The organism is Caballeronia mineralivorans PML1(12), assembly GCF_001028175.1.
Taxonomy (GTDB): Bacteria; Pseudomonadota; Gammaproteobacteria; order Burkholderiales; family Burkholderiaceae; genus Caballeronia; species Caballeronia mineralivorans.
Genome location: NZ_AEJF01000139.1, coordinates 18,371 through 41,484, shown reverse-complemented (window position 1 = coordinate 41,484; position 23,114 = coordinate 18,371). Strand labels below are relative to the sequence as shown.

19 protein-coding genes and 1 pseudogene are annotated in these 23,114 nt (G+C 61.8%); 5 read left to right on the top strand and 15 right to left on the bottom strand.

Annotated features, from left to right (window positions below; translation table 11 throughout):
- Positions 1 to 298, bottom strand: a pseudogene (locus EOS_RS22715) (efflux RND transporter periplasmic adaptor subunit); the annotation flags it as partial.
- Positions 288 to 1,712, bottom strand: a complete 1,425-nt coding sequence (locus tag EOS_RS22710; RefSeq protein WP_235442923.1) for a TolC family protein — start codon at positions 1,710 to 1,712, stop codon at positions 288 to 290. The pseudogene EOS_RS22715 and the gene EOS_RS22710, both read right to left, overlap by 11 nt.
- 147 nt (positions 1,713 to 1,859) lie before the next feature.
- Here EOS_RS22710 and EOS_RS22705 point away from each other — a divergent pair, with 147 nt between their 5' ends.
- Positions 1,860 to 2,522 carry a response regulator gene (locus tag EOS_RS22705; protein ID WP_047848956.1) on the top strand — a complete coding sequence of 221 codons (663 nt, stop codon included), beginning with the start codon at positions 1,860 to 1,862 and terminating at the stop codon, positions 2,520 to 2,522.
- Positions 2,519 to 3,853: an ATP-binding protein gene (locus EOS_RS22700; protein ID WP_047848955.1), complete on the top strand. Its 1,335-nt coding sequence runs from the start codon at positions 2,519 to 2,521 to the stop codon at positions 3,851 to 3,853. The genes EOS_RS22705 and EOS_RS22700 overlap by 4 nt, the downstream gene beginning before the upstream one ends.
- Positions 3,854 to 3,892: 39 nt before the next feature.
- On the opposite strand, the gene EOS_RS22695 is transcribed toward EOS_RS22700, so the two are convergent.
- Genes EOS_RS22695 through EOS_RS22670 form a run of 6 tightly spaced genes read right to left on the bottom strand, consistent with a single transcriptional unit; the run spans position 3,893 to position 9,647 of the window.
- On the bottom strand, positions 3,893 to 4,726 hold the full coding sequence (locus tag EOS_RS22695; RefSeq protein WP_047848954.1) for a phosphodiesterase: 834 nt from the start codon (positions 4,724 to 4,726) through the stop codon (positions 3,893 to 3,895).
- Positions 4,727 to 4,775: 49 nt separating this feature from the next.
- On the bottom strand, positions 4,776 to 5,834 hold the full coding sequence (locus EOS_RS22690) for an ABC transporter ATP-binding protein (RefSeq protein ID WP_047848953.1): 1,059 nt from the start codon (positions 5,832 to 5,834) through the stop codon (positions 4,776 to 4,778).
- Positions 5,831 to 6,742 carry an ABC transporter permease gene (locus EOS_RS22685; RefSeq protein ID WP_047848952.1) on the bottom strand — a complete coding sequence of 304 codons (912 nt, stop codon included), beginning with the start codon at positions 6,740 to 6,742 and terminating at the stop codon, positions 5,831 to 5,833. The genes EOS_RS22690 and EOS_RS22685 overlap by 4 nt, the downstream gene beginning before the upstream one ends.
- Positions 6,739 to 7,563 carry an ABC transporter permease gene (locus EOS_RS22680; RefSeq protein ID WP_047848951.1) on the bottom strand — a complete coding sequence of 275 codons (825 nt, stop codon included), beginning with the start codon at positions 7,561 to 7,563 and terminating at the stop codon, positions 6,739 to 6,741. Before EOS_RS22680 ends, EOS_RS22685 begins: the two co-directional genes overlap by 4 nt.
- Positions 7,564 to 7,581: 18 nt before the next feature.
- On the bottom strand, positions 7,582 to 8,595 hold the full coding sequence (locus EOS_RS22675; protein ID WP_047848950.1) for an ABC transporter substrate-binding protein: 1,014 nt from the start codon (positions 8,593 to 8,595) through the stop codon (positions 7,582 to 7,584).
- Complete coding sequence (locus tag EOS_RS22670) at positions 8,592 to 9,647, bottom strand: substrate-binding domain-containing protein (protein WP_047848949.1); 1,056 nt, start codon at positions 9,645 to 9,647, stop codon at positions 8,592 to 8,594. The genes EOS_RS22675 and EOS_RS22670 overlap by 4 nt, the downstream gene beginning before the upstream one ends.
- Positions 9,648 to 10,065: 418 nt before the next feature.
- Here EOS_RS22670 and EOS_RS22665 point away from each other — a divergent pair, with 418 nt between their 5' ends.
- A complete protein-coding gene (locus EOS_RS22665; RefSeq protein WP_047848948.1) occupies positions 10,066 to 11,751 on the top strand; it encodes a phospholipase C in 1,686 nt (561 codons plus the stop codon).
- 115 nt (positions 11,752 to 11,866) lie between these two features.
- Positions 11,867 to 13,297, top strand: coding sequence for a cytochrome-c peroxidase (locus tag EOS_RS22660; protein ID WP_047848966.1), 1,431 nt, complete (start codon positions 11,867 to 11,869; stop codon positions 13,295 to 13,297).
- Here EOS_RS22660 and EOS_RS22655 read toward each other — a convergent pair whose 3' ends face one another.
- The 7 genes from EOS_RS22655 to EOS_RS22625 form a co-directional block, all read right to left on the bottom strand.
- The gene (locus EOS_RS22655; protein WP_047848947.1) at positions 13,298 to 15,256 is read right to left on the bottom strand and encodes a PhoX family protein; all 1,959 of its coding nucleotides are present in this window, start codon (positions 15,254 to 15,256) and stop codon (positions 13,298 to 13,300) included.
- 199 nt (positions 15,257 to 15,455) lie between these two features.
- Entirely contained in the window at positions 15,456 to 16,490 is a 1,035-nt protein-coding gene (locus EOS_RS22650) for an NAD(P)-dependent alcohol dehydrogenase (protein ID WP_047848946.1), read from the bottom strand.
- 36 nt (positions 16,491 to 16,526) lie between these two features.
- Positions 16,527 to 17,279: an SDR family oxidoreductase gene (locus tag EOS_RS22645; protein ID WP_047848945.1), complete on the bottom strand. Its 753-nt coding sequence runs from the start codon at positions 17,277 to 17,279 to the stop codon at positions 16,527 to 16,529.
- A gap of 7 nt (positions 17,280 to 17,286) precedes the next feature.
- Positions 17,287 to 18,279, bottom strand: coding sequence for a sugar-binding transcriptional regulator (locus tag EOS_RS22640; RefSeq protein ID WP_047848965.1), 993 nt, complete (start codon positions 18,277 to 18,279; stop codon positions 17,287 to 17,289).
- A gap of 46 nt (positions 18,280 to 18,325) precedes the next feature.
- Positions 18,326 to 19,177: a carbohydrate ABC transporter permease gene (locus EOS_RS22635; RefSeq protein WP_047848944.1), complete on the bottom strand. Its 852-nt coding sequence runs from the start codon at positions 19,175 to 19,177 to the stop codon at positions 18,326 to 18,328.
- A gap of 29 nt (positions 19,178 to 19,206) precedes the next feature.
- Positions 19,207 to 20,145: a carbohydrate ABC transporter permease gene (locus tag EOS_RS22630; protein WP_047848964.1), complete on the bottom strand. Its 939-nt coding sequence runs from the start codon at positions 20,143 to 20,145 to the stop codon at positions 19,207 to 19,209.
- A 73-nt stretch (positions 20,146 to 20,218) separates the two neighbouring features.
- Positions 20,219 to 21,571 carry an ABC transporter substrate-binding protein gene (locus EOS_RS22625; RefSeq protein WP_047848943.1) on the bottom strand — a complete coding sequence of 451 codons (1,353 nt, stop codon included), beginning with the start codon at positions 21,569 to 21,571 and terminating at the stop codon, positions 20,219 to 20,221.
- A gap of 275 nt (positions 21,572 to 21,846) precedes the next feature.
- Between EOS_RS22625 and EOS_RS22620 the strand changes: the two genes are divergently transcribed.
- Positions 21,847 to 22,971, top strand: a complete 1,125-nt coding sequence (locus EOS_RS22620; RefSeq protein ID WP_047848963.1) for an ABC transporter ATP-binding protein — start codon at positions 21,847 to 21,849, stop codon at positions 22,969 to 22,971.
- Positions 22,972 to 23,114 lie beyond the last annotated feature (143 nt).

The following is a 23,114-nucleotide window of genomic DNA, read 5'->3' as shown; positions in this document are numbered from 1 at the left end:
CAGCGGGGTCGGCCTGCACGACGAACAGCGGGTCGCCGCGCTTGACCGGCTGGCCCGTCTGCACGCGCAGCTGCGTGACCCGCACGACGTAGGGCAGGTTGATCGACGTGAGATTAGCCGCCGATGCCGCGACGATCCCGTATGCACGCACCGGCTGTGCGATCAGCGCCCGCTGGACCGGGGCGGTGCTGACAGCGACCACGGCGTCGTCGGCGAGAGCGTTGCCCGCTTCGAACAAGGCGCTGAGGCAAAAACACATGGCGATGCGGGCCTGCATCGAAGGCCGTTTATTTTGCATGGATGTCGGCATGGGTTTCGGTCACGTTCAGGTCGGAAGAAAATGCGTCGGGAATCGCACTGCCCAGCAACGCTTGCAAGCCGACGCGCTGTTCGGCCCGCGACTCCCGGAGCGTGGCGATATCCACGCGTTTGGTAAGCGCCGCCGACATGGCGTCCGTGTACGCGCCGAGCGTCAGGTTGTGCTCGGCAAAAGCTGCGCTCGCGTCGCGTGCCGCACGCTCCGTGCCGGGCAGTGCCGATTCGGTCTGCTCGAGCTGGCGCGAGAGGATGGCGTCGTCGGCACGCAGATGCGCGACATCGGCGAACGCCTGGTTCAGGCGGTTCTGGTACTCGTCGCGCAGGCGCTGGCGCGTGCTTTGCTCGATCGCGACATTGCCGCGGTTGCGATTGAAGATGGGCAGACTCATGTTGATCACAAAGCCCGTGCTGTAGATGTTCGAGTTGTCGCGTTGACGATCGAATCCCACGGTCAGCGACGGAAACTGGCTCATGATCGCCGCGCGATACTTCTGTTCCTGCGCCTCGTAACCCGCTTGCAGGGCCAGCAGGTCGGGACGCCGGCGCGGCAGCGCGGCGACCGCGTCATTCACCGTGGCTGCATCGAGCGGCGTGTCTTCGGGCTCCCCGACAAGTTGCAGATGCACGTCGGGCGACAGGCCCAGCAACTGGTTCAGGTCGTGATGCGTCTGCTCGGCCGCGCGTTCGGCATCGGTATAAAGCTTGCGTGCATCGTTATAGGAAGTCAGGGCGGCGGTGAGCGTGTCTTCGGTCAGGTTGCCCTCGCGGCGGGCCTCGGCCATGCGTTCATAGCGCGTGCGCAAGAGGTCGCGTTGCTGCTGCAGCAAGGGCAGCGTGTCCTCCTGAAAGCGCGCCTTGATAAACAGCTGTTTCGCCTGTGCAACGACCTGCCACTCCTGCCAGAGCAGGCCGAGATCCGTCTTCGCAACGGTTGCATCGGCCGACTGCTTGTTCGCGCCGCGCGTGAAAATGGCCAGCACGTCCATGGTCAAGCCATAATTGAACGCGCGCGTGGCCCCTTCCATGCCCGCGTAATCGCTGGAAACCCCCAGTTGCGGATCGGGCAGGAGCCCCGCTGAAAACGCTTGCGCCCGTGCAATACCGAGGTCGTCGCGGGCCAGCTTCAGATCGGGATTGTTCGCGACGGCCAGCATGGCGACCTCTTCCATGTCGAGGCCGTCGGAGGGGTCGAAACGATGCGCGGCAAGCTCGGGCAAGGGCATGGTCGCCGGGTCGATCTGCACGCGCGACAGGGTGGAGAGGGACGTGGAGGTGTCCTGCGGGGCAAGCGGCTCGCGGTGATACATGGTGCAGCCGGCGAGCAACGCGAAGCACGTGCTGGCGCAAACTAGCTTGCAGAAGTGCAAACTTGGGGTGGCAGTCGATGCAGGCAAGCCTGGCTCCTGGGCGAAGAAGGGGACGAATAATGTCCATCGAAGGAGCGATTGATTCTAGGAAGCGGGAGCTTAAGGAACGCTTAAGCTCCTTCTGCGGACAATGCACGCTCGATAATTGTTAGTAACAATGGGGGAGCGCTCGCGATGCGGCTGTTATTGGTGGAAGACGACGAGATGATTGCCGAGACCGTGCTCGAGTCCATGCGCCGCCTGGGTTACGCGATCGACTGGGCCGCGGACGGGCGTGCCGCGGAACTGTCGCTCGCCAACGGCGTGTACGACCTCGTATTGCTCGACCTTGGCCTGCCAAAGCGCGACGGCATCCAGGTATTGAATACTTACCGCAAAGCGGGTGGTGCGGCTTCCGTGATCATCCTGACCGCGCGCGACGCCGTGGACGACCGCGTTCGCGGGCTGGATGCGGGCGCCGACGACTACCTCATGAAGCCCTTCGATCTCGACGAGCTCGCCGCACGCGTGCGCGCCGCGCTCAGGCGGCGCACCGGGCAGAAGCAGCCTATCTATACGCATGGCGAACTGACGCTTGATCCCGCCTCGCACGAAGCACGCAAGGACGGTGTGCCATTGCCGCTGGTGCCGCGCGAGTTCGCATTGCTGCAAGTGCTGATAGAGGAGCCTGCGCGTGTGTTCAGGCGGGCGGAGCTCGAGGAAAAGCTGTACGGATGGGGTGAGGAAGTCGGCAGCAATACCATTGAAGTGCACGTCCATAGCCTTAGACGTAAGATTGGCGCAGAGCAGATATTGACGATCCGGGGCGTTGGCTACCGGCTCAAGGGCCTCGAATGACATCCATACGCCGCTGGCTGCTCGGCTGGCTGATCTTCGGGCTGGCCGCGACGTCGCTGGCGGCGGGTTATGGAATCTTCCACACGGCGCGCAGGGAAGCGAGCGAGTTGTTCGATTACGAGTTGCGCACCGTCGCGCTGTCGTTGCCGGCGAATATTGCTACCGCCGCTGCTGACGAGCGGAGCCGCCACAACTTCAACGGCCTCGCCGACGATCGTATTGCCATCGACATCTGGGACGAGCAAGGCCAGCTCGTCTATCACTCGCTTAAAGAGCCTGCGCTGCCGCGCTTTTCCGAAGGCTTTCGGTCGATTGAACGCGACGAATATCGATGGCGCGTGTTCGGGCTGCAGCAGCCCGACCGTTTCATTCAGGTCGCGCAACCGTTTTCCGTACGCGAGGACCTTGCGCTGCGGCTGGCGTGGCGCACGTTATGGCCGCTGGCCCTGCTCGTGCCCGTGACGATTGCGCTGGTGTTGTTTGTCGTGGCTCGTGGGCTTGCACCGATTGGCGGATTGTCGCGCGCGTTATCGCGTCGGTCGATCGACACGCTTGAGCCATTGCAGGCCGGCGCGCAGATACCGGTGGAGATCCGGCCGCTGGTGGATGCGCTGAACGACTTGCTGCGGCGTTTGAGTGACGCTTCACAGGCGCAGCGAATCTTCGTTGCCGATGCCGCGCACGAGCTGCGCACGCCGCTTACCGCGTTGAAGTTGCAGCTTCAGGCTGCCCGGCGCGACGGCACGTTGCAGGGCGAGAGCCAGACGCTGGAGCGCCTGGAGGGGCGGCTTAACCGGATCATTCATCTTGCGCATCAACTGCTGACCATGGCGCGGGAGGACGCAAACCGGGCGGCGTCGATTGCGCCGATGAGTCTGCGGCGGTTGGCGGAGAGATCGGTGGGCGATCTGTCGTTGCTGGCGGAAGCCAAGCGCATTGACCTGGGGCTTGAGGAACGGATCGGCAGTGCGTCCGATGACTATGTGGTTCTTGGCGATGAACAGGCGCTCGGGATCCTGCTGAATAATCTTATCGATAACGCTATCCGCCATACACCGGAGGGCGGCAAGGTCGACGTAATCCTTACGCGCGATGCGCAGGGCGTGGGCATTGAAGTGGTGGATACGGGCACGGGGATTGCGCCCGATGAACTGGAACGCGTGTTCGACCGGTTTTATCGCGGCGCGGGTGCGCAGGGGTCGGGCAGTGGGCTGGGGCTCGCGATTGCATCGAGTATCGCGGGGCGACATGGGGCTACGCTCGATGTGCGTAATCGCGGGGAAGGGAGTGGTCTGATCGTGCGAGTGGGGGCGCTAGCGCCGGCAGGGTAATGGACCGGCGCGTTACCGGCCCTTGGGCGTGCAAGGTCCTTAGTCGACCAACTCCCCATCGTCATCGAAAAACGGATACGGCCCGTCGAACTGCTCGACATATTCGTGATGCGACACAAGGCCCACACCCGCCGTCCAATAGTGCAGAGCGAACGCCCCCGGCTCAAGCACAAACGCCGACGGTGCATCAACATGCAAATCCAGCACCACCTGATGCGCAGTCGATGGCGCGATAGAAGCAATCGTCCCCGCGAACCTCTTATGCACCGGCCGATGCACGTGCCCGCACAAAACCCGCTCCACATTCGGATACCGGGAAATCAGCGCCTCCAGCTTCGACGCTGCCTCCGCCTCAAGCGCCATGTCGTCCATATGCCCGATACCGGTCGCAAACGGCGGGTGATGCAAAGCGACAATCACCGGCCTGCCCTCCGCGGCGTCCAGTTGCTGCTCAAGCCACCTAAGACGCACATCGCATAACGTACCCGCGCTCTCTTTCGGCTTCTGCGAATCCAATGCAATGATCCGCGTATCGTGCAGATCGAACGCGTACTGCACGAAGTCGCTACCCGTCCCACCTTCGTGCAAATAGTGAGCATCGAAAACCTCGCGCAAGGCCGCGCGGTCGTCATGATTCCCCACCATCAAATACACCGGCATCTCCAGCGGCTTCAAACATGCCGCGAGATGCCGGTACTCGTCAGCGGTTCCAAAATCCGTCAGATCGCCGGTCACCAGCACGGCATCGGGACGCGGACTCAGCGCGTTGAGACGTTCGACACAAGCCCGCAGGCAAGCAGCGGTGTCGACTTTTCTATAGGCAAGCACACCGGGAAGCTTGATATGTAAATCGGTGATTTGAGCGAGCAGCATGGCATCTCCTTGTTTGGCCTGAAGCGAACGCGACGGAACACTACCGGGATCAGCGCAGTGCGACCCAGCCCTCGTCGCGCACCGAGATCCCCACGGCCGTTCCCTGCGCCAGTTCGACACGGCCCGGCACGTCGACAATCAACGCATCCGGCGCGGCATCCCTGATCCTCAAGCGGGTACGTTCACCCAAAAACAGCGCCGACTCCACCGCGCCACGCAATTGCGCGGACTGCGGATCGACGAGTTCAGCATCTTCCGGGCGGAAGAAAACTTCCGTCCGCGCACCGTCCCGAACACACAATTGCGCGACCAGTCCCGCTACGCTAATCGTACCGCCAAGCGTCACGAACGCGTCATCGCGGCACTCGCCCGCCACCCGGTTCAATGTCCCGATGAATTGCGCAACCGCCCGGGTCGCCGGCTGATAGTAAATCTCGCGCGGCGTGCCACATTGTTCTATCCGCCCAGCGCTCATCACTACGATCCGGTCGGCAAGCGCCATCGCTTCAGCCTGGTCGTGCGTGACGTAGATGCTGGTCACGCGAAGTTCGCGCAGCAACGCGTTCATCTCGGCACGCAAGGTTTCGCGCAGGCGGGCATCGAGTGCGGTCAGGGGTTCATCGAGCAACAATACACGCGGCCTCGGCGCCAGCGCGCGAGCCAGCGCGACACGTTGCCGCTGACCGCCGGACAACTCGGTGATCGGCTTGTCCGCATGCGCGGTCAGCTCGGTCATCTCCAGCAATTCATCTACCCGGCGACGCGCCGCCGACGCGTCGACTTTCTGGATCCGCAAGCCATAACCCACATTGCCACGCACCGTAAGATTGGGAAACAGCGCGTAGTTCTGGAACACCATGCCGACCTGACGGCGCTCGATGGGCAATGCCGTGACATCGTCGGCGCCGAAACTCACACGGCCGCCAGCATCGGGTTTTTCCAGCCCCGCGATCAGCCGCAGCGTGGTCGTCTTGCCGCAGCCGGACGGTCCGAGCAGCACCAGTGTTTCACCAGGTTCGATGCTGAGATCGACGGGTTCGAGCACACGCTGCCCGCGAAATGTTTTCGCGCAACGGCTGAGGGTGACGGGAACAGCTTCGAGTCTCATCGTGCAGTCTCTACAGGTTGGGGCGGTGTAAGGGACTGTCCCGGCGTCCCGGATCGCAGCAACGTCCGCTTGCGTTTTGCTGCGGCGCGAGAACTCTGCGCACCGGCTGGATCAACGCCTAGCCACTGCATCGCGATCAGCAAGGGCAGCGTCATCAGCAGGAAAAGTATGGTGTAGGCGCTGCCGACTTCAAGGCGCATCGACGCATACGCATCGGCAAGTCCGACCGGCAGTGTCTTGGTATCGGGCGTATGCAGCATCCATGTCAGGTTGAATTCGCCTATCGACAAAGTCAACACCGCGAGCGCACCGGCAACAATACCCGGCCGCGCGTTAGGCAACACGATCGTCAGGAAACGCTGCGTGAATGACGCGCCGAGACTCGCCGCGCCCTCTTCCATGGTCCGCAGGTCGGTGCCCGCGCAAACGGCCGCGACCGAACGCACCATGAACGGCAAGGTGAAGACCACATGCCCGGCGACGATGAACCACATGCTCGAGCGAAACGCGCTCCAGCCGCCGTACACGGACAACAAAGCCAGTGCCGTAGCGAGCCCCGGCAATGCAATAGGCATCACCAGCAACTCTTCGACAAAACGCGCCCAGCGCGTAGTGCTGCGTGCCAGCGCATACGCTGCCGGCACGCCGATCGCGAGCGTGATGACAAGCGTTGCAAGCGCGATCTCGATCGATAACCAGACCGAACCCTGATACATCGCCCACACCTGCCCGAGCCATTTGAGCGTCAGCCCGCTCGACACGCCGCGGAAATAGTTGACGGTCAATCCAGCCATCACCGACATCACCACGGGCACCACCATGAACGCAACCAGCGCAAGCGTCAGGAGCAATTGCCCCGCAACCAGCAGACGACGCGACTTCAGGAACTCGGGCATCGGCGTCCTCATGCGGTGGCGGCGACAGTCGCGCCGGTGAGGCTTCGAGCGACTGCCAGCACTGCCCAGGTGACCAGGCCGAGCACGATCGACAACGCTGCCGCAGTCGCAAGATTCGCGTTCAGCGTGAACTCGGTGTAGATGGTCATCGGCAATACGTCGAGGTCGGTGGCCAGCGTGAACGCGGTGCCGAAAGCGCCCATCGCGGTGGCGAAACACACTGCGCCTGCTGCGATCAGCGCGGGCATCAAGGCTGGCATGACGACATCGACGAAGATGCGCCACGGCGATGCCCCCAGCGAGCGCGCCGCTTCTTCCAGCGACGCATCAAGCTTCGTTGCAGCCGCCATGACGGTAACGATCACGCGTGGAATCGAGAAATACAGATAGCCAAGGAACAAGCCGCTGAGCGAATAAGCGAACACCCAGCGGTCGCCCGTGAGCCGCGTAGAAATGGCGCCGATCAAGCCTTGGCGCCCTGCCAGCATGATCACCATGAACCCCACCACTACGCCGGGAAACGCAAGCGGAAATGTCAGCAGCGCAATGAGCACGCGCTTGCCCGGCAACTCGCGGCGGGCGAGAAACAAACCCGCGATCGTCGACAACACCAGCGTCGCCGCTGTCACCGCCAGCGACAACGCAACGGTCGCGAGCAAGCTATGCAGATAGCGCGCATTGGTCAGGACCTCGCGATACGCAGTGAACGCGTCCGGCACCGCACTGGCCTGCAGCAACGCGACCAGCGGCAACAGCCAGAACGCGCAAAACACAGCAAGTGCCGGCGCCAGTAAAACGATCCGCGCGCGCGTGGAGAAGGTGGAATCTTGCATCGTTGGAAAGTTGGAAGATCAGTGCATGACGCGCAAATACTCTTCGCCGAACGCGCTCTGCTTGGCGGCCATCTTTGCGAAGTCGACATCCTTGGCGCGCGCATATTCCGACGCGGGCAAGAACTTGGCCGCTACGTCAGGCGGCAAGGTGCCGCCGCGCACCGGCCGCAAGAATGCGTTCGCCCACAGACGCTGACCTTCGTCCGACAACACGAAATCCAGCACCTTCTCGCCGTTCGCCTGATGCGGTGCGCCCTTCACGAGGCTCATCACATACGGCACGACGATCGTGCCTTCCTTCGGAATCACGAACTCCACGTTCGCGTGATCCTTGTATTTCGCGCGATATGCGTCGAAGTCATAGTCGAGCAGGATAGGAATCTCGCCCGACATCACGCGCGCATACGCGGTCTGCTTCGGCACGATCGGCGCGTTGGCCTTCATCTTCGCGAACCAGTCGAGGCCGGGTTTGAAGTTATCGAGCGAGCCGCCCAGCGCCTGATTCACGGCCACTGCGCCCGCATAACCTACGAACGCCGACGACGGATCGAGGTAACCGACCATGCCCTTGTATTCCGGCTTCAGCAAGTCCGCCCACGAGCGCGGGACGGGCTTGCCGTCAAGTGCGTCCTTGTTCACGAAGAAGCCCAGCGTGCCGGAATGAATCGCGAACCAGTAGCCGTTGGGATCCTTCATGCCCGCAGGGATGTCGTTCCAGTGCGCGGGTTTGTAGGGTTGCACCAGATCCTTGTCCTTCGCCTGGAACGCCGATGAAACGCCGAGATACACCACGTCGGCAATCGGGCTCTTTTGCTCGGCCATCATCTGCGCGATAGCCTGCCCCGAGTTCTTGTTGTCGAACGGCACGCGGATGCCAGTCTGCTTCTGGATCGCTTCGATCTGGCTCGCCCAGTCCGCCCATTCCGGCGGGCAGTTATAGCAGATCGCCGTGCCATCGGCATACGCCGCGCCGGCCGCGCAAAAGGTGGCCGTCGCTGCGAGCAGCGTGGCGAGGACATGACGGATTTTCATGCAGGATTCTCCGATACGAGAGAGGCCGTTCTGGCCGCAGGATCGATAAGGGGCGCGATGGTCGCGCCGGTTCGTACGCTATGAGGCAACTTGAACGGGATCGGGCCGGCGCTTGTGTCGCCGGGCAACCCAAGCCGGGTTGCCAGATGACGCCACGCACATCGCCCGATCTCGCGGTTCGGCGTGGCGACGCTGGAAAGTGCCGTCGACAGCCATTCGCCAAGCGGAATACCGTCGAAGCCGAGCACCGAGATGTCATGAGGCACGGACAAGCCCACATGCCGCAGACCGCGCATCACGATCATCGCCAGGCGGTCGTTGCTGCAGAAGAGCGCAGTAGGCCGGTGGGTGGGATCGGAGAGATGGGCGAGTAGCGACGGCGGCAAATCTTCCGCGTTGAAATCGAGTTCGAGCGGCGCCTGGGGCATGAGGCCGGCGTCGAGCATGGCGTCTTCGTAGCCGCGATATCGCAGGCGTGCCCGGTCCGATTCCGCGAACGAACCCGCCAGCATCAGGATGCGCCGGTGCCCGCGCTGCAACAACGCACACACGCCGTCGCGCGCTGCCCGCCGGTTATCCACGGATACCGCCGCGCGATACGCCGTGTCGTTATGCGCGAGCACATAAGGCAAGCCGATGCGATCGAGTTCGTCCAGCAAGGGGTTGGATTCGGCGTCGGCCACCGTCGCGATCAGACCGTCCACGCGTTGCTCGCGCAAGGTCTCGATGGCGCGGCGCTCACGCGCGCTGTCATACGCGGTCGTCATCAGCATCAGGCGGTAATCGCTGGCGGAGGCGGCTTCATCGATACCTTGCAGCGACTCGGCGAAAACGGGATTGGCCAGTGTCGGCACGATCACGCCGACAAGCCGCGTCGCTACGCCGCGAAGCTGCCGGCCCCGCGCGCTTGGCATGAAGTCGAGCGCCTCGATCGACTCACGCACCTTGGCGAGCGTCTCTGCGTTCAGCAATTGCGGTGCATTGAGCGCACGCGACACGGTGGCGATCGACACACCTGAATGCGCGGCAACGTCCTTGATGGTGGAGTGCATGGGCAGTGGCAAGAGTGAACTGAAACTGAGCTTAGAACCGAGCTGAAAACGTTTACAGCCTCGATTATCGAAGGGCTGTATGACGTGCGCGTGAAAGCACGCGACTCATTACCTGAGTGCAGTGTTGTGTGATCGGCGCGACTCTTTTAGGACGCTTGAAAAACGCTTCGCCATTAAGCGATCGGGCAATCAACTAAGGCGAACCCCTGTCGCAGGGTTAATCGACACCCTTCCTTACCAACTCTTTCTGCTCGTTATTTCCACGTAACCCCAGCGAAAGCAGACCGCCTTTTAGGGTTCATACGTAAGTGTTCCAATGCGGACGGATCAAAAGAAGGTCTTCAATAGTCCGCACCCGTCCCCCAAAAGGCCACGCGGCCACACAAGCACTGCCACAACGACATCGGGAGCTTCACACATGTTTCGTCGAGCCTTAATGGTTGGCGTACCCACTGCAGCAATGGCTATCGGCCTATACGCCTGCGGCGGTGGCAACACCAGCAGCAGCAGTTCGTCGCAATCTATCCAGAACCGGGCCGCGACGGCCACTCCCATCAAGCACGTAGTCGTGATCTATAACGAGAACGTCTCGTTCGATCACTACTTCGCCACCTACCCGAACGCAGCGAACCCGGCAGGCGAGCCGGCTTTCACGCCCGCAGCGGGCACGCCGTCGGTGAACGGTCTTAGCGGCACGTTGCTGACCGCCAACCCCAACTTCACGAACACGGCCAACGGTACTGGAGCCGCCAATCCGTTCCGCCTGGACCGGACGCAAGCCGCGACCGCCGACCAGAACCACGCGTACACGGCCGAACAACAAGCCTACGATAACGGCGCAGCCGACCTCTTCCCGAAGTACACGGGTAAGGGCACGTCAGGCGGCGCAGGTGCATTCGGTACCGCAGGCCAGGTCATGGGTTACTTCGACGGCAACACGGTCGGCGCCCTGTGGAACTATGCACAGAAGTTCGCAATGAGCGACAACGCGTACACGGATACATACGGTCCGTCGACGCCGGGCGCACTTGAAGCCGTGTCGGGCCAGACCAACGGCATGCTGGTGGTCAAGGCCAGCAAGGGCCCGGTCAGCGCGACGAACACGGGGTCGTACTACGTCAACGACGGCCAGGGCGGCTTCACGATGATCAACGACGTCGATCCGGCCAACGATACCTGCTCGAGCACGACGGACACTGCGTTGATGGCTGGCAAGAACATCGGCGACCTGCTGAACATAAGCGGCATCACGTGGGGCGGCTTCATGGGCGGCTTCAACCTCTCGACCACCAACAGCAACGGCACCACGGGTTGCAAGCGCAGCACGTTGTCGCCAGTGGTCGGCCAGTCGACAGCCGACTACATCCCGCACCACAACTGGTTCCAGTACTTCGCATCGACGGCCAATCCGACGCATGCGCGCCCGAGCTCCATCGCAGCCATCGGCTCGTCGCTCGAGACGGACGGCAAGACGGCGGAACCGGCGAACCATCAGTACGACACCGACGACTTCTTCGCGAGCGTCAAGGCGGGCAACTATCCGTCCGTCAGCTTCATCAAGGCGCCGGCGTTCCAGGATGGACACGCAGGTTATTCGGATCCGCTCGACGAACAAGCCTTCACGTCGAAGATCGTCAACTTCCTGCAGCAACAGCCGGACTGGAGCAGCACCGCTGTGATCGTGGCATGGGATGACTCGGACGGCTGGTACGACCATGCGTATGCAGCGCCGACCTCCGCTTCGTTCGACGCCATCGCCGACCAGGTGAACGGTGCCGGCAAGTGCGGCACGGGTACCGCGCCGGTGGGCGTGAACGGTGCGCCGGTGAATGGACGCTGCGGTCCGGGTACGCGCCTTCCGTTCGTCGTGATCTCGCCGTGGGCGAAGGTCAACTACGTCGATCACACCGCCATCAGCCAGGCATCGATTGCGCGCTTCATTGAAGATAACTGGCTCGCCAGCCATCGCCTCGGCGGTGGTTCGTTCGATGCCACGGCAGGCAGCATCATGAACATGTTCAACTTCAGCGGCGCGGGTAACAACCCGACGTTGTTCATCGATCCGAATCTGGGTACGCCGGTCGCATCGGTTCCTACCATCTAATTGTTGCCTGAACGTTCGCGTCGGATCACTGACGCGAACGGAAGTGTTCTTGTCGCGTCGCCGCCAAGCAATTGGCCGGCGACGTTTTTTCAATATTGCTTCGTTCCCGGTCTCCATGTCGCACACCGTCACCCCCTCGGCACCGCCCACCGCCGGCCAGAAGCCGCGCCTCCCTCGCCCGAAAACCATCCTACTCGGATGCCTCGCCGCGCTGCTCATTGCCGCCGTGGCGTTTTGCCTATGGGCCGTGGCCTTTCCGTCGCAGGTGCCGGCCCGCGTGGGTGCAATCGTGGAAGACCTGACGGGTGCCAATCCGAATCCTGTGGTACTCAACCGTCCGCCGGTCGCGCCATTGAGCGCGGTCGCGCAACTCGGCCAGAAGATGTTCTTCGACAAGTCGCTGTCCGCATCCGGGCTTCAGTCGTGTGCGTCCTGCCACAGTCCTGACCATGCCTACGGGCCGCCGAACAAACTCTCCGTGCAGTTGGGCGGACCGCACATGACGCTGCAAGGCTACCGTCCGCCGCCTTCGCTGATGTACTTGTATCTTCAGCCTAACTTCAGCATCGGACCTGATGCTGGCGAAGCCGAAGCGCCGCCCGATTTCGCCGCATTAGCCGCGCAATCCGCCGGCACGGCCAAGGCGCAAAAGAACGCGGGTGTCGCGCCCGCTGCGCCGGCCATGGTGCCGCAAGGCGGATTCTTCTGGGACGGCCGCGCCGATACGCTGCAGGCGCAAGCGTCCGGCCCGATGCTCAATCCGGTGGAAATGGCCAACACGAGCGAGACGGACGTCGTGGCCAAATTGCAGCGTGCGGCTTATAAGACCGACTTTACGAAGCTGTTTGGCCCGCACGTTTTCGAGAGCACGAGCCTTACCATGTCCGAGGCCATGTTCGCGATTGCCCGCTACCAGGTCGAAGAACAATCGTTCCATCCTTACTCGAGCAAGTACGACAACTGGCTCGAAGGCAAGGCGCGTTTGTCGCAAGCGGAGCTGCACGGCTTGCGCCTTTTCAACGATCCCGACAAGGCCAACTGCGCCGGCTGCCACTTGTCCAAACCGACTTCCGACGGCGTGCCGCCGATGTTCACCGACTACCAGTACGAAGCGCTCGGCGTACCGCGTAACAACACGCTTGCAACCAACCGCGATCCGAAGTTCTACGACATGGGCGTGTGCGGCCCGTTCCGCAGCGACATAAAGGACCAGACGCAGTACTGCGGCATGTTCCTCACGCCGACGCTGCGCAACTCCGCCACGCGCCAGGTGTTTTTCCACAACGGCGTCTACCATTCGCTTGACGACGTCATGGCGTTCTACAACGACCGCAATACCGCGCCGGAAAAGTTCTATCCGAAGGGTGCCGACGGCAAGCTCAACAAGTACGACGATCTCCCGGCGCAGTTCCACGCGAACGTCGACGTGACCGATGCGCCGTTCGATCGCAAGTTCGGCGACAAGCCCGCGATGACAGATCAGGAGATGAAGGACATCATCGCGTTCCTGCACACCCTGACCGATGGTTATAACAAGGGGACGTGATCAGCTTTTTACAAGCTTGATGCTGGAGACGTCCGCGGTCAGGTAACCGACCGTGGCCCCGAAGCGGTCCTTGTAATTGGCCCGCACGAGCGGGTCCAGCACGGCCTTCACCTTGTCGTGGACCGGACTTTCCCAGTCGCCGGCGTGCTGGAAGTTGCTCATGATGTAAGTCCAGCCGTTGATCTCGTCCACCGCATGAAGGCCGGTAGATTCCGCGCCCACCGGACACGACAGCACCCGTGACAGGGTCTTCGTGTCCACGTTGTAGGCCCACAGGAAGTTGTTCACGTGCATGCTCGTATCCTCGCCGATAAAGAGCGTGCGCAACTTCTCCGAGAACTTCACGTTGTCCGGATTGGAGACCTTGGCCGGGTTGGCAGTATTGCCGAGCGTATCGGGCGTTGCCAGGTCTTCGCCCACCAGCGCTGCGGGTGCGGCCATGTCGACCGGCACCCAGTCGCTGTTGATCGCGGCACCGCTCGTATCCCTCTGCCCTGCTTTCAGGTTCAACGCGTACACCGCACCCGCGCTGATGGCTTTGTCGACAGCAACATCCGTCGACGCCGCGTTGCCCTTCACCATTGACTTTTCGACGCGTGACATGGCGGTGTAGACGATCTTGTCCTGTGCGTTGATCGTCGTGCCTTCGAGCTTCGTAAACCCCATGCTCCCGCCGATAAACGCCGCATAACGATGCGTCTCCAGGAAGGCCGCAGCCTTCTCCATGCCCGGCTTGATGCGGATCCAGTTGAACGTGCCGTTGAAATTGATCTTCGTGAAGCTGGTGTCGAGCGGGTCCTTGGTGAGCACGTCCATGATGTCCGACGCCTTGAGCTTCGCCGCCATGGCTTCGATCTCGGCGCTCGTCGCGCTGCCGATTTTTATCCACGTGAGGTTGGCCGAGCCCGCACCCGCCGACGATGTCTGCGCCCACTTCGCCACATATAGCGTCCCCGACGACAAGTCCTCCGCACGATCCGCGATGAACATGAAGAGGCCGCCGTTGGTCGCGTCGTCGCCCATCATCACCGTGCGCTTGTCAGGCATCACCTGAACGAGTTCGTGCGAGATGCGGCCGAGGCAGTAATGCTTCTTGATCGTGCCGGTGCCCTCGGGGTTCACGGTCACCTCGGGGAGGTGACCGTAGTTGTAGGGATTCGCGCGGCTCGCGTCGCCATAGAGACTGGTGCTGAACGCCTTGAACTGGCTGTTGGTCGAAATGGTCGTTGCGTCCGGCTCATACTCTTCGCTCGACAGGTGCGTATTCCACGGCGACAAGCTCGCGCCGCATGTGATCCACAACCCGTTCGCCTTCGACGTATCCACGTTGTGATACTTCACGAGCGTGAGCTTGCCGGTGGCCTGGTCCTGATCGAGCGTAAGCACCGCGATAGGCGAAGGCAACTGCCCATACGCCGACACAAGGCTCTGGTCACGCGTCGTGTATTCGAACTGCACGACTGCGAACACCGCACGGCCCTTGATACCGGCGACCGTGGGTTTATCGAGGGAAAGCAGCGACGTGCCGTCCGGGCAATCGGAGAAAAACTGGCGCTCTTTGCCGGCCACGGATTTGTCGATGATCGGCTGGTTGTTGATGTCGTAATAACCGCCGGCGAGCGTTGTGCCGCCGCTGCCGTTCGGAACCATGTCGCCCGTGACGAAGAACGGCTGGTAAGCGAGCTTGTAGGCTTGTGTGGTGCCGTCGCTGTAGGTGACGGTGAGCGTCGAGCCGACCGTGGTGGTCGCCATGGCGGCAGGGTCAGCGAGCGACGGCGCGGCCATCGAAGCAAAGTTGGCGGACTGGAACGATGCCGATGTTCCCGGTGCGGCCGTCGCGCTGTCGCCGCCGCAGCCTGCCAGAAGCGTCGAGACGGAGAACGCGCCCACGGGCAGCATGGGCGCGCCCACCAGCAGTTTGAGGGCTTTACGGCGCGATACGTTGGGCTGCTCTTGCATGTCGTCTGGTCCGATTTCTGTTGGGTGGGGGCCAGCGCACCCTGTCACTCAAACGCCTGAGCGCGTGAACCTGGGGTACGCGGTGCAGGCGAAGTGTAAGTTTCATTGATGAAAGCTATGTGACAGTTATTAGTAATGTATTTGGAGGATTTAGCGTCGTGGAGGACGCGAAGGTCCCTTGCCGCAGCGATGGGCCTGACTATTCCAAAACGATCTGGACCTTGATGTCGGTAGGGTTGCCGCTGGCGGCTTCCTCGAATGCCTTGATGCCGTCAGCGAATGCAAACGAGCGCGAGATGAACGGCTTGACGTCGAGCCGGCCCGATGCGATCAACTGGATCGCACGCGAGAACATGTTGGCGTAGCGGAACACCGACTCGATCCGCACTTCCTTGATCTGCACCGCGACTATGTCGATAGGCACCGCTTTCTGCGGCATCCCCACGAGGACGAGGCAACCGCCGGGACACAGCAAGTCGACAATGCCGTCGAACGCTTTTTCATTGCCACTGGCTTCGAACACGATGTTCGCGCCCCATCCGTCGGTGAGTTCGGACACCACGTCCTGCACGCGCCGATCGCGAATGTTGACCGCGGTCACGCCCTGCACGCCGCCGATCAACGCGAGCTTTTCCGGCACGAGATCGCACACGATCGCGCGGCTGCAACCGCCCGCGAGCGCTGCCAGCGCGCACATCATGCCGATCGTGCCAGCACCGAGAATAACGGCTACGTCCCCCGGTTTTATCGCTGCCTTCGTCGCCGCCTGCATGCCGATAGCCAGCGGCTCGACAATCGCGCCTTCCGCAAAACTCACGTTGTCGGGCAGCTTGAACGTGAACGCCGCCGGGTGCACCACGAACGGCGTCAGGCAACCATGCACGGGCGGCGTGGCCCAGAAGCGCACGCTGGGGTCAAGGTTGTACATGCCCTCGCGCGACGCGCGTGACTCCATGTCGGGCACGCCGGGCTCCATGCAGACGCGATCGCCGACTTTCAGATGCTTCACTTCATCGCCGATCTGGATCACTGTTCCCGCCGCTTCGTGTCCCAGGATCATCGGCTCGTTGACGACAAACGGTCCGATCCGGCCATGCTGGTAGTAGTGAATGTCACTGCCGCAAATACCGACCGTATTGATGCGAATGCGTACATCGCGCGCACCGACCACTTGCGGCAACGTGAACGGGCGCAAGCTGATGCGGCGCGCCTCTTCGAGAACCAGTGCTTCCATGATTGAAGCCCTCTGCTATGAGTAAGAGTAGTGAATTCAGCCGGCCTGGAAACCGCCGTCTACAGCAAGGCTTACACCGTTGACCATGCTCGAGTCGCGGCTGAGCAGGTAGGCGATCGCGCGCGCCACTTCGTCGGGCTGCACGAATCGTTGCAAGGGAATGCGGGCGAGCATTGGCCCGGATTTCGCGGGTTCGCTCCAGACTTTCTGCGCCATCGGCGTCATCGTGACGACGGGATTGACCGTGTTGACGCGAATGCCATGCACGCCGAGTTCAACCGCCATGACGCGGGTCATCGCGTCGAGCGCAGCCTTGGACGCGCAATACGCCGCGTGCAAGGGTGTACCGACCTGCGCGGCCATACTGGACACATTGACGATCGCACCACCCTCGCTGCGCGCAATCATGCACCGCGCACATTCCTGCGCGACGATCATCGCGGCACGCACATTGACGGCCATAGTGAGATCGAAGGAGTCGATGGAAGTATCGAGAAACGGCTCCAGCTCCACGATGCCCGCGCAGTTCACCAGCAGATCGACCGGCTGCGCCTGGAGTGCTTGCTGTGCCGCTGCGAGCGTGGCGGCGGCATCGGCGAGATCGACGGCGATCGTCGTGCAAGGGATCGTGTGGCTCAATGCATCCAGATCCGCTTGAGACCGGCTCAGCGCAATGACACGTGCGCCACGCTCGGCCATCAGGATCGCGCTCGCGTAGCCTATGCCCTTGCCCGCACCGGTGACGAGGACCGTCTTGTCGGCGAACTCGCGATTGCGGTCTACGTTCATCGTTGTCTCACGGTTCGTTGCAAAGACGTTGCGCGGTATCTTCGTCAGTGACCAGCACCGACGGGTAACGCCCGCGCAACGCCGCCCGCGTCACGACAAATTTCTTCGCACCGCCGCTCACTAGCACCACGCGGCGAATCTTGCGCAGGTCGTCGAGCGTGATCGCCACGGTGCGGCGGTTCAGCGGGTGATCGATCGCCTCGCCATCGGCGTCCATGAAGTGCCCGAGCATGTCGCCCACTGCTCCCGCTTTCTCGAGCGCCCGCACTTGCTCCGGGTCGTTGATGCCATAGGTCACCACCAGTGACTCGGTCAGATCTCCGCACGTCAACAACGCAAGATCGGACTGGCGCGCGCGTTCGTAGGTCTCGCGAACCGCGTCTTCCTGCAGCAGCATGTCGCGCACTTTCTGACTGCTCACGTAGATCGGCGCGGCGAACAGGAAACCGTCGGCCTGACACAGATTGGCGAAGTCGGACACGATGTCAAAGGTATTAATGCTCGGGCAATGCGACAGCCCGCCCTGCAACGACACCGCCGATACCGGTCCATACGCGCGCTGCGGCAGCGCCCGCAACACGGCGCGAATGGTGCGTCCCCAACCCAGCCCGATGGTCTGCCCTGCCTCGATCTGCCGTGACAGATAATTCGCCGCGCCAATGCCGAGCGCGGCCATGTTGGCGTCGGTGTCGGCGCCCGTCGGTACGACCACCGCGCCTTCCAGGCCGAAGCGTTTCGTCAGCGCTTCTTCCAGCGCTACGCACGGCGCAAGCCGGTTGTTGATGGTGATCTGCACCATCCCAGATTCACGGCTTGCTGCGAGCAGCCGGTTCACCCGCACCCGGTTGCTGCCAATACGTTCCGCGATCTCCTGCTGCGTGAGGTTGCCGACGTAGTAATGCCAGGCCACACGCGCCTGCAACTCCTCCTCGGGATCGACGGACGAATCCATTGAGGGTTCAGCAAGCGGAGCAACGGCGGGCGGCGCGGGTTTATTCATGATCTTCATCAGTGTCGGTTGGGACGCACGGATCTTAATTCACCCGTCATTTCACCGCGCCCATGGTGAGTCCCTGCACCAGCCGGCCCGATACCGCCAACGCGAACACGACCATCGGAAGCACGATCAGCGTACCTGTAGCCATGATTTCGCCCCACGGCAGTTCGTACCCGCTCATGTAGCTGGTCGCTGCAACGGGCGAGGTGATGGCGTCCGTGCGCGTAAGGACCAGTGCATACAGCAGGTCGTTCCACGAAAAGATGAACGCGAAGATGGCGGAGACGACAATGCCCGGCATCGCCAGCGGCAGATTGATACGCCAGAAAATGCGCCACGGCGATGCGCCGTCCAGACGCGCGGCTTCATCGAGTTCGACCGGGATGTTGCGGAACTGATCAGTGCAGATCCATACGACAATGGGCAGCGAGAACGTGAGATACAGCAGGATCAGCACGATATGCGTATCGACAATATCCAGCTTGGTGGCGATCAGGAAAAACGGCACCGCGAGCACGACCGGGCTCACCATCCGGTTCGAGATGAACCAGAACCAGAGGTCTTCCTTGCCGCGAAACTCGAAGCGCGCAAGCGCGTAAGCGGCGGGCGTGCCGAGCAGGATCGACAGGAAGGTCGCGCTGCTTGCCACGATCAGCGAGTTCAACAAGCTTTGCGCCACGTCGTGCTCGAACAGCGCGTCGGTGTAGTGAGCGAGCGTCGGCGTGAAGAACCACACGGGTGGCACAGCGAGCGCGTCGGCCTGGCTCTTGAGGCTGGTCGTGACCATCCAGTAGAACGGAAACACCGACGTGAGAAACACGATCAGCAGGCCGATGAAATGCCAGACCGTGGCACGCCGCCGCGCGTTCCTTGCACGACGGGCACGTGGCGATAACGACATGGCAGCAGCGCTGGTACCGGTTGATGTGCTCACACGGCCTCCCGATAAACAAAACGAATGTAGAGACGCGACAACACGATCGTAAGAATCAGCAGCAGGACCGCCTGAGCGGACGCCATGCCCTGATCGAAGAGACGGAACGCGACGCGCTGGATGTAGATGCTGATGAATTCAGTCGCCGTACCAGGGCCGCCGCGGGTCATGGTGAACACCGCGTCGAACATCTTGAGCATGTCGGCTGAACGCAGGATCAGGATGGCAGTGAGCCCCGGCAACAGATACGGCCGCTGCAGATGCCACAGGATCTTGCTCCACTTCGGCGTCTCCAGGCGCGCGGCTTCCTCGGCTTCCTTCGGCACCATCGCGAGGCCGGCCAGCAGGATCAGCGCGCAGAACGGCGTCCATTGCCAGATGTCCATGATCATCACGGAGACGAACGCAAGCGTGGGGTCCGCCAGCCAGTCGAGCGGCGGAATACCGAATAAGCTCAGCAGATAGTTGACCACCCCGAACTGGCGGTTGAAGATCAGCCGGCCGATCAGGCCGACCACGGCATAGGTCGTCGCCATGGGAATGACCAGGCCTACCCGGGCCGCGACACGAAGCCACGGCAACGCCATGCGATGCAGCATCAGCGCGGCGAATAAACCGAACGCGATCTCGATCGGCAAGGTCAGGCACAGGAACACCACGGTGCGGCCGAGGGCGCCCCAGAACGAGGGATCGGTGAGCGTGGCGATGTAGTTATCGAGTCCGACGAACGGCGTGCCCGCAGCGAGATCAGCCAGCTTGTACTGATGAAACGAGTTGTAGACCGCGAGCAGCAGCGGATAGATGCCAATGATCGCCAGTGCCGCGACAGCAGGGAATAGAAACCAGAACGCAGGCGAGCGCGGCATGAAGCGAAAGCGTGCGCGCGGTCGCGGCCGCATCGCACTAGTCGCTGGAGGAACCGTGGTCTTGAGCATGAACATCTCCGCGGGGTTGCCTTGTCTGTAAGCGCAGCGAGGCGCGTTTAGCGCCGGTCTCGCTGCGCCGGCCTTACTTCAGCAAAGGCTTCTTGCCGTCGTAATAACCCGCCTTCTTCAGGATCTCTTCCGTCTTGTCGCCGATCGTCTTGGCGCCGTCTTTCACGGTGACCTGCCCGAGCATGATCTTGCTGCCCCACTCGCCGATCACCTCCGACACCGCCGGCCATTCCGGGAAGCGCGGCCGGTAGTCAGGCACGCCGCCTTGCCACGATTGCACCATCGGCTTCACGAACGGATATTTGTCCTGGATCGCCGTGTCCTTGTACACCGCCATGCGGCCACTGACACCGCCCGCATCCAGATACGGCTTCGCCATCGCCTCGGACGTGATCCACTGGATAAAGAGCCACGACGCCGCCTGCTTCTTCGCGTTCGACTTCGCATTCACGGCCAGCGAGAAACCGCCGAGCGCAGGCTTCAGTCCTGCAGGACCCTTCGGTTCGGTCGTGATCGCGAGACAGTTGCCGATCTTCGACTTGCTCGGGTCCGTGAGCGTGGGATAGAACGCCGACCACTCGGTGATCATCGCGACCTGTCCTTGCGCGAGCGCATTCACAGCCTCCGCGTGGTCGTAGTCAACGATGCCCGGCGGCATGTATTTCATCAGCTTCTGCCGGTAGTCAAGGCCCGCCTGCGACTGCGGCGACATCAGGTTCGACTTGAATTTCGCATCGAGAAGCGAACCGCCGTGCGGCCAGAGCACACGCATGAAACTGTCGGCGGATTGGGTTTCTCCACGGCGTGACTGGAGCGCAAACGCAAACTGGTTCTTGTCGGGCTTGGTCAGTTTCGGCGCATAGACGTTGAGCAGTTCGTCCCAGGTCTTCGGCGGTTCGCTAAAACCCGCGTCCTTCAACATGCATTTGTTGTAGAACATCAGGCCCGAGTAGTTATCGAAGGGCAGGCCGTAGGTGGTCTTGTCCCAGGTGCCGAACGAGTCGAGCAGGATCGGGAAAAAGCCCGGCAGGTTGAGATTCGGATCGGCGAGCTTGGGGTTGTCGGTGAAGGTCTTGATCGGCACGAGCCACTTGTTGCTCGCAAATTCACCGATCCACACCACGTCTACCAGCACGACATCCTGATCGCCACCGCCCACGAAGTTGAGCACCTGCTTTTCACGGGTGTTCTCGTACGGAATCACTTCCGTACGCACCTTGATGCCGGTCTCTTTCTCGAATTGCGGAATCAGTGCCGAGGCCGCCTTGTAGCCGGGCCGGTCGAGGAAAATGGCCTTGATGGTGGTACCCGAATACGGCTCGGCCGCTTCTTTCAGCGTCCAGGCGGACGCATTCGATACCGCGAGCAAGGATGCCGTAACGCTCAGCACCGCGAACGCAGCGGCCTGCGTGTAACGCTTTTTCATTGCCTGTCTCCTGGGAAGTTCTTTTTAAAATTACCCAATCACGATCAAGGCCGGCTGAGCTGCTCAAGCGACTCTTTGCGGCCACGCTCACTCGTTTCCACCGACTCCGTTTCACTTGTAATTTCAGTTTTACAATTGTATATTTGGACGCGAACAGGTTGTCAAGAACAAATTCGCTAAGGCATTGCATGCTGCGTTGCAAGGCAAACGCGCATGCCAACGCCCGTTCCATTGCTCTCGCCACTTCACGGCGCGAGCATCTGCAGGAGACACGCATGAGTGCAGTTCAATTGCATCAGATCCGCAAAGCGTTTGCCGGTACGGAGGTGTTGAAGAGCGTGGACATCGCCGTGACCGACCGTGAATTCATGGTGTTTGTCGGGCCTTCGGGCTGCGGTAAGTCCACGTTGCTACGCACCATTGCCGGCCTGGAACGCAGCGATTCGGGACAAGTGCTGATCGGCGGTGAAGACGTGACGGACCTGGAGCCGTCGCAACGAGGCGTGGCCATGGTGTTCCAATCGTATGCGCTGTATCCGCACATGTCGGTCTACGAGAACATTGCGTTCGGACTGCGGATGATCAAACTGCCCGAAGCGCAGATCAAGGAACGCGTGCAACGCGCCGCGCAAATCCTGCAGATCGAACAGTTGCTTGAGCGCAAGCCGCGCGCGCTGTCCGGCGGACAGCGGCAGCGGGTTGCGATCGGACGGTCGATCGTGCGCGAACCGAAGGTGTTTCTCTTCGACGAACCCCTCTCCAATCTTGACGCCGCGTTACGCGTGCAGATGCGCCTCGAGCTCATCAAGCTGCACAAGCAGCTCAACGCGACCATGATCTACGTCACGCACGACCAGACGGAAGCCATGACCATGGCGGATCGTATTGTTGTGTTGAATCACGGCAAGGTCGAACAGATCGGCTCACCGCTCGAGCTTTACAGAACGCCGGTGAATCGCTTTGTCGCGGGTTTCATCGGCTCGCCCAAGATGAATTTCCTTCCTGTCACGGTACAGCGTGCGGATGCGTCCGGCGTGACAATCGGCTTGCCCGGCGGCGCACCGATCACGCTGCCGTTCAGCGCGGGTGGCGTAAAAGCCGGCGACACGCTGACCTTCGGCATTCGTCCCGAACATCTGGCAGAGTCGGCCGCGAACGGTGCAGACGGGAAGTTGTCGGGGAAGATCATGGTCGTCGAGCATCTCGGCGGCGAGACGCTGCTGCATGTGAATCTCGACGGGGATGCGCTGATCCAGGTGAAAGGGTCAGGGGAATCGACGGCGGTCGATGGGCAATCCATCGATGCTGGTTTTGGCGTGCGGCATACCCATCTGTTCCGTGAAAACGGGGAAGCGTTGAAACGCCTGCAAACGGTGGCGGCGAGCGCGGCGACGGCCTGAAGAGGGATACCGCTCGCGGGATTCAAGCTGACTGGCGCCACGTCATCGTCAATCTATTCGAGCAGCACAACCCCCTTACCGTGCATCGACGTCGAGCGAAGCCTGTCTGCGCAGGCTGATTCGTTCGACGTCGCCCATATGCT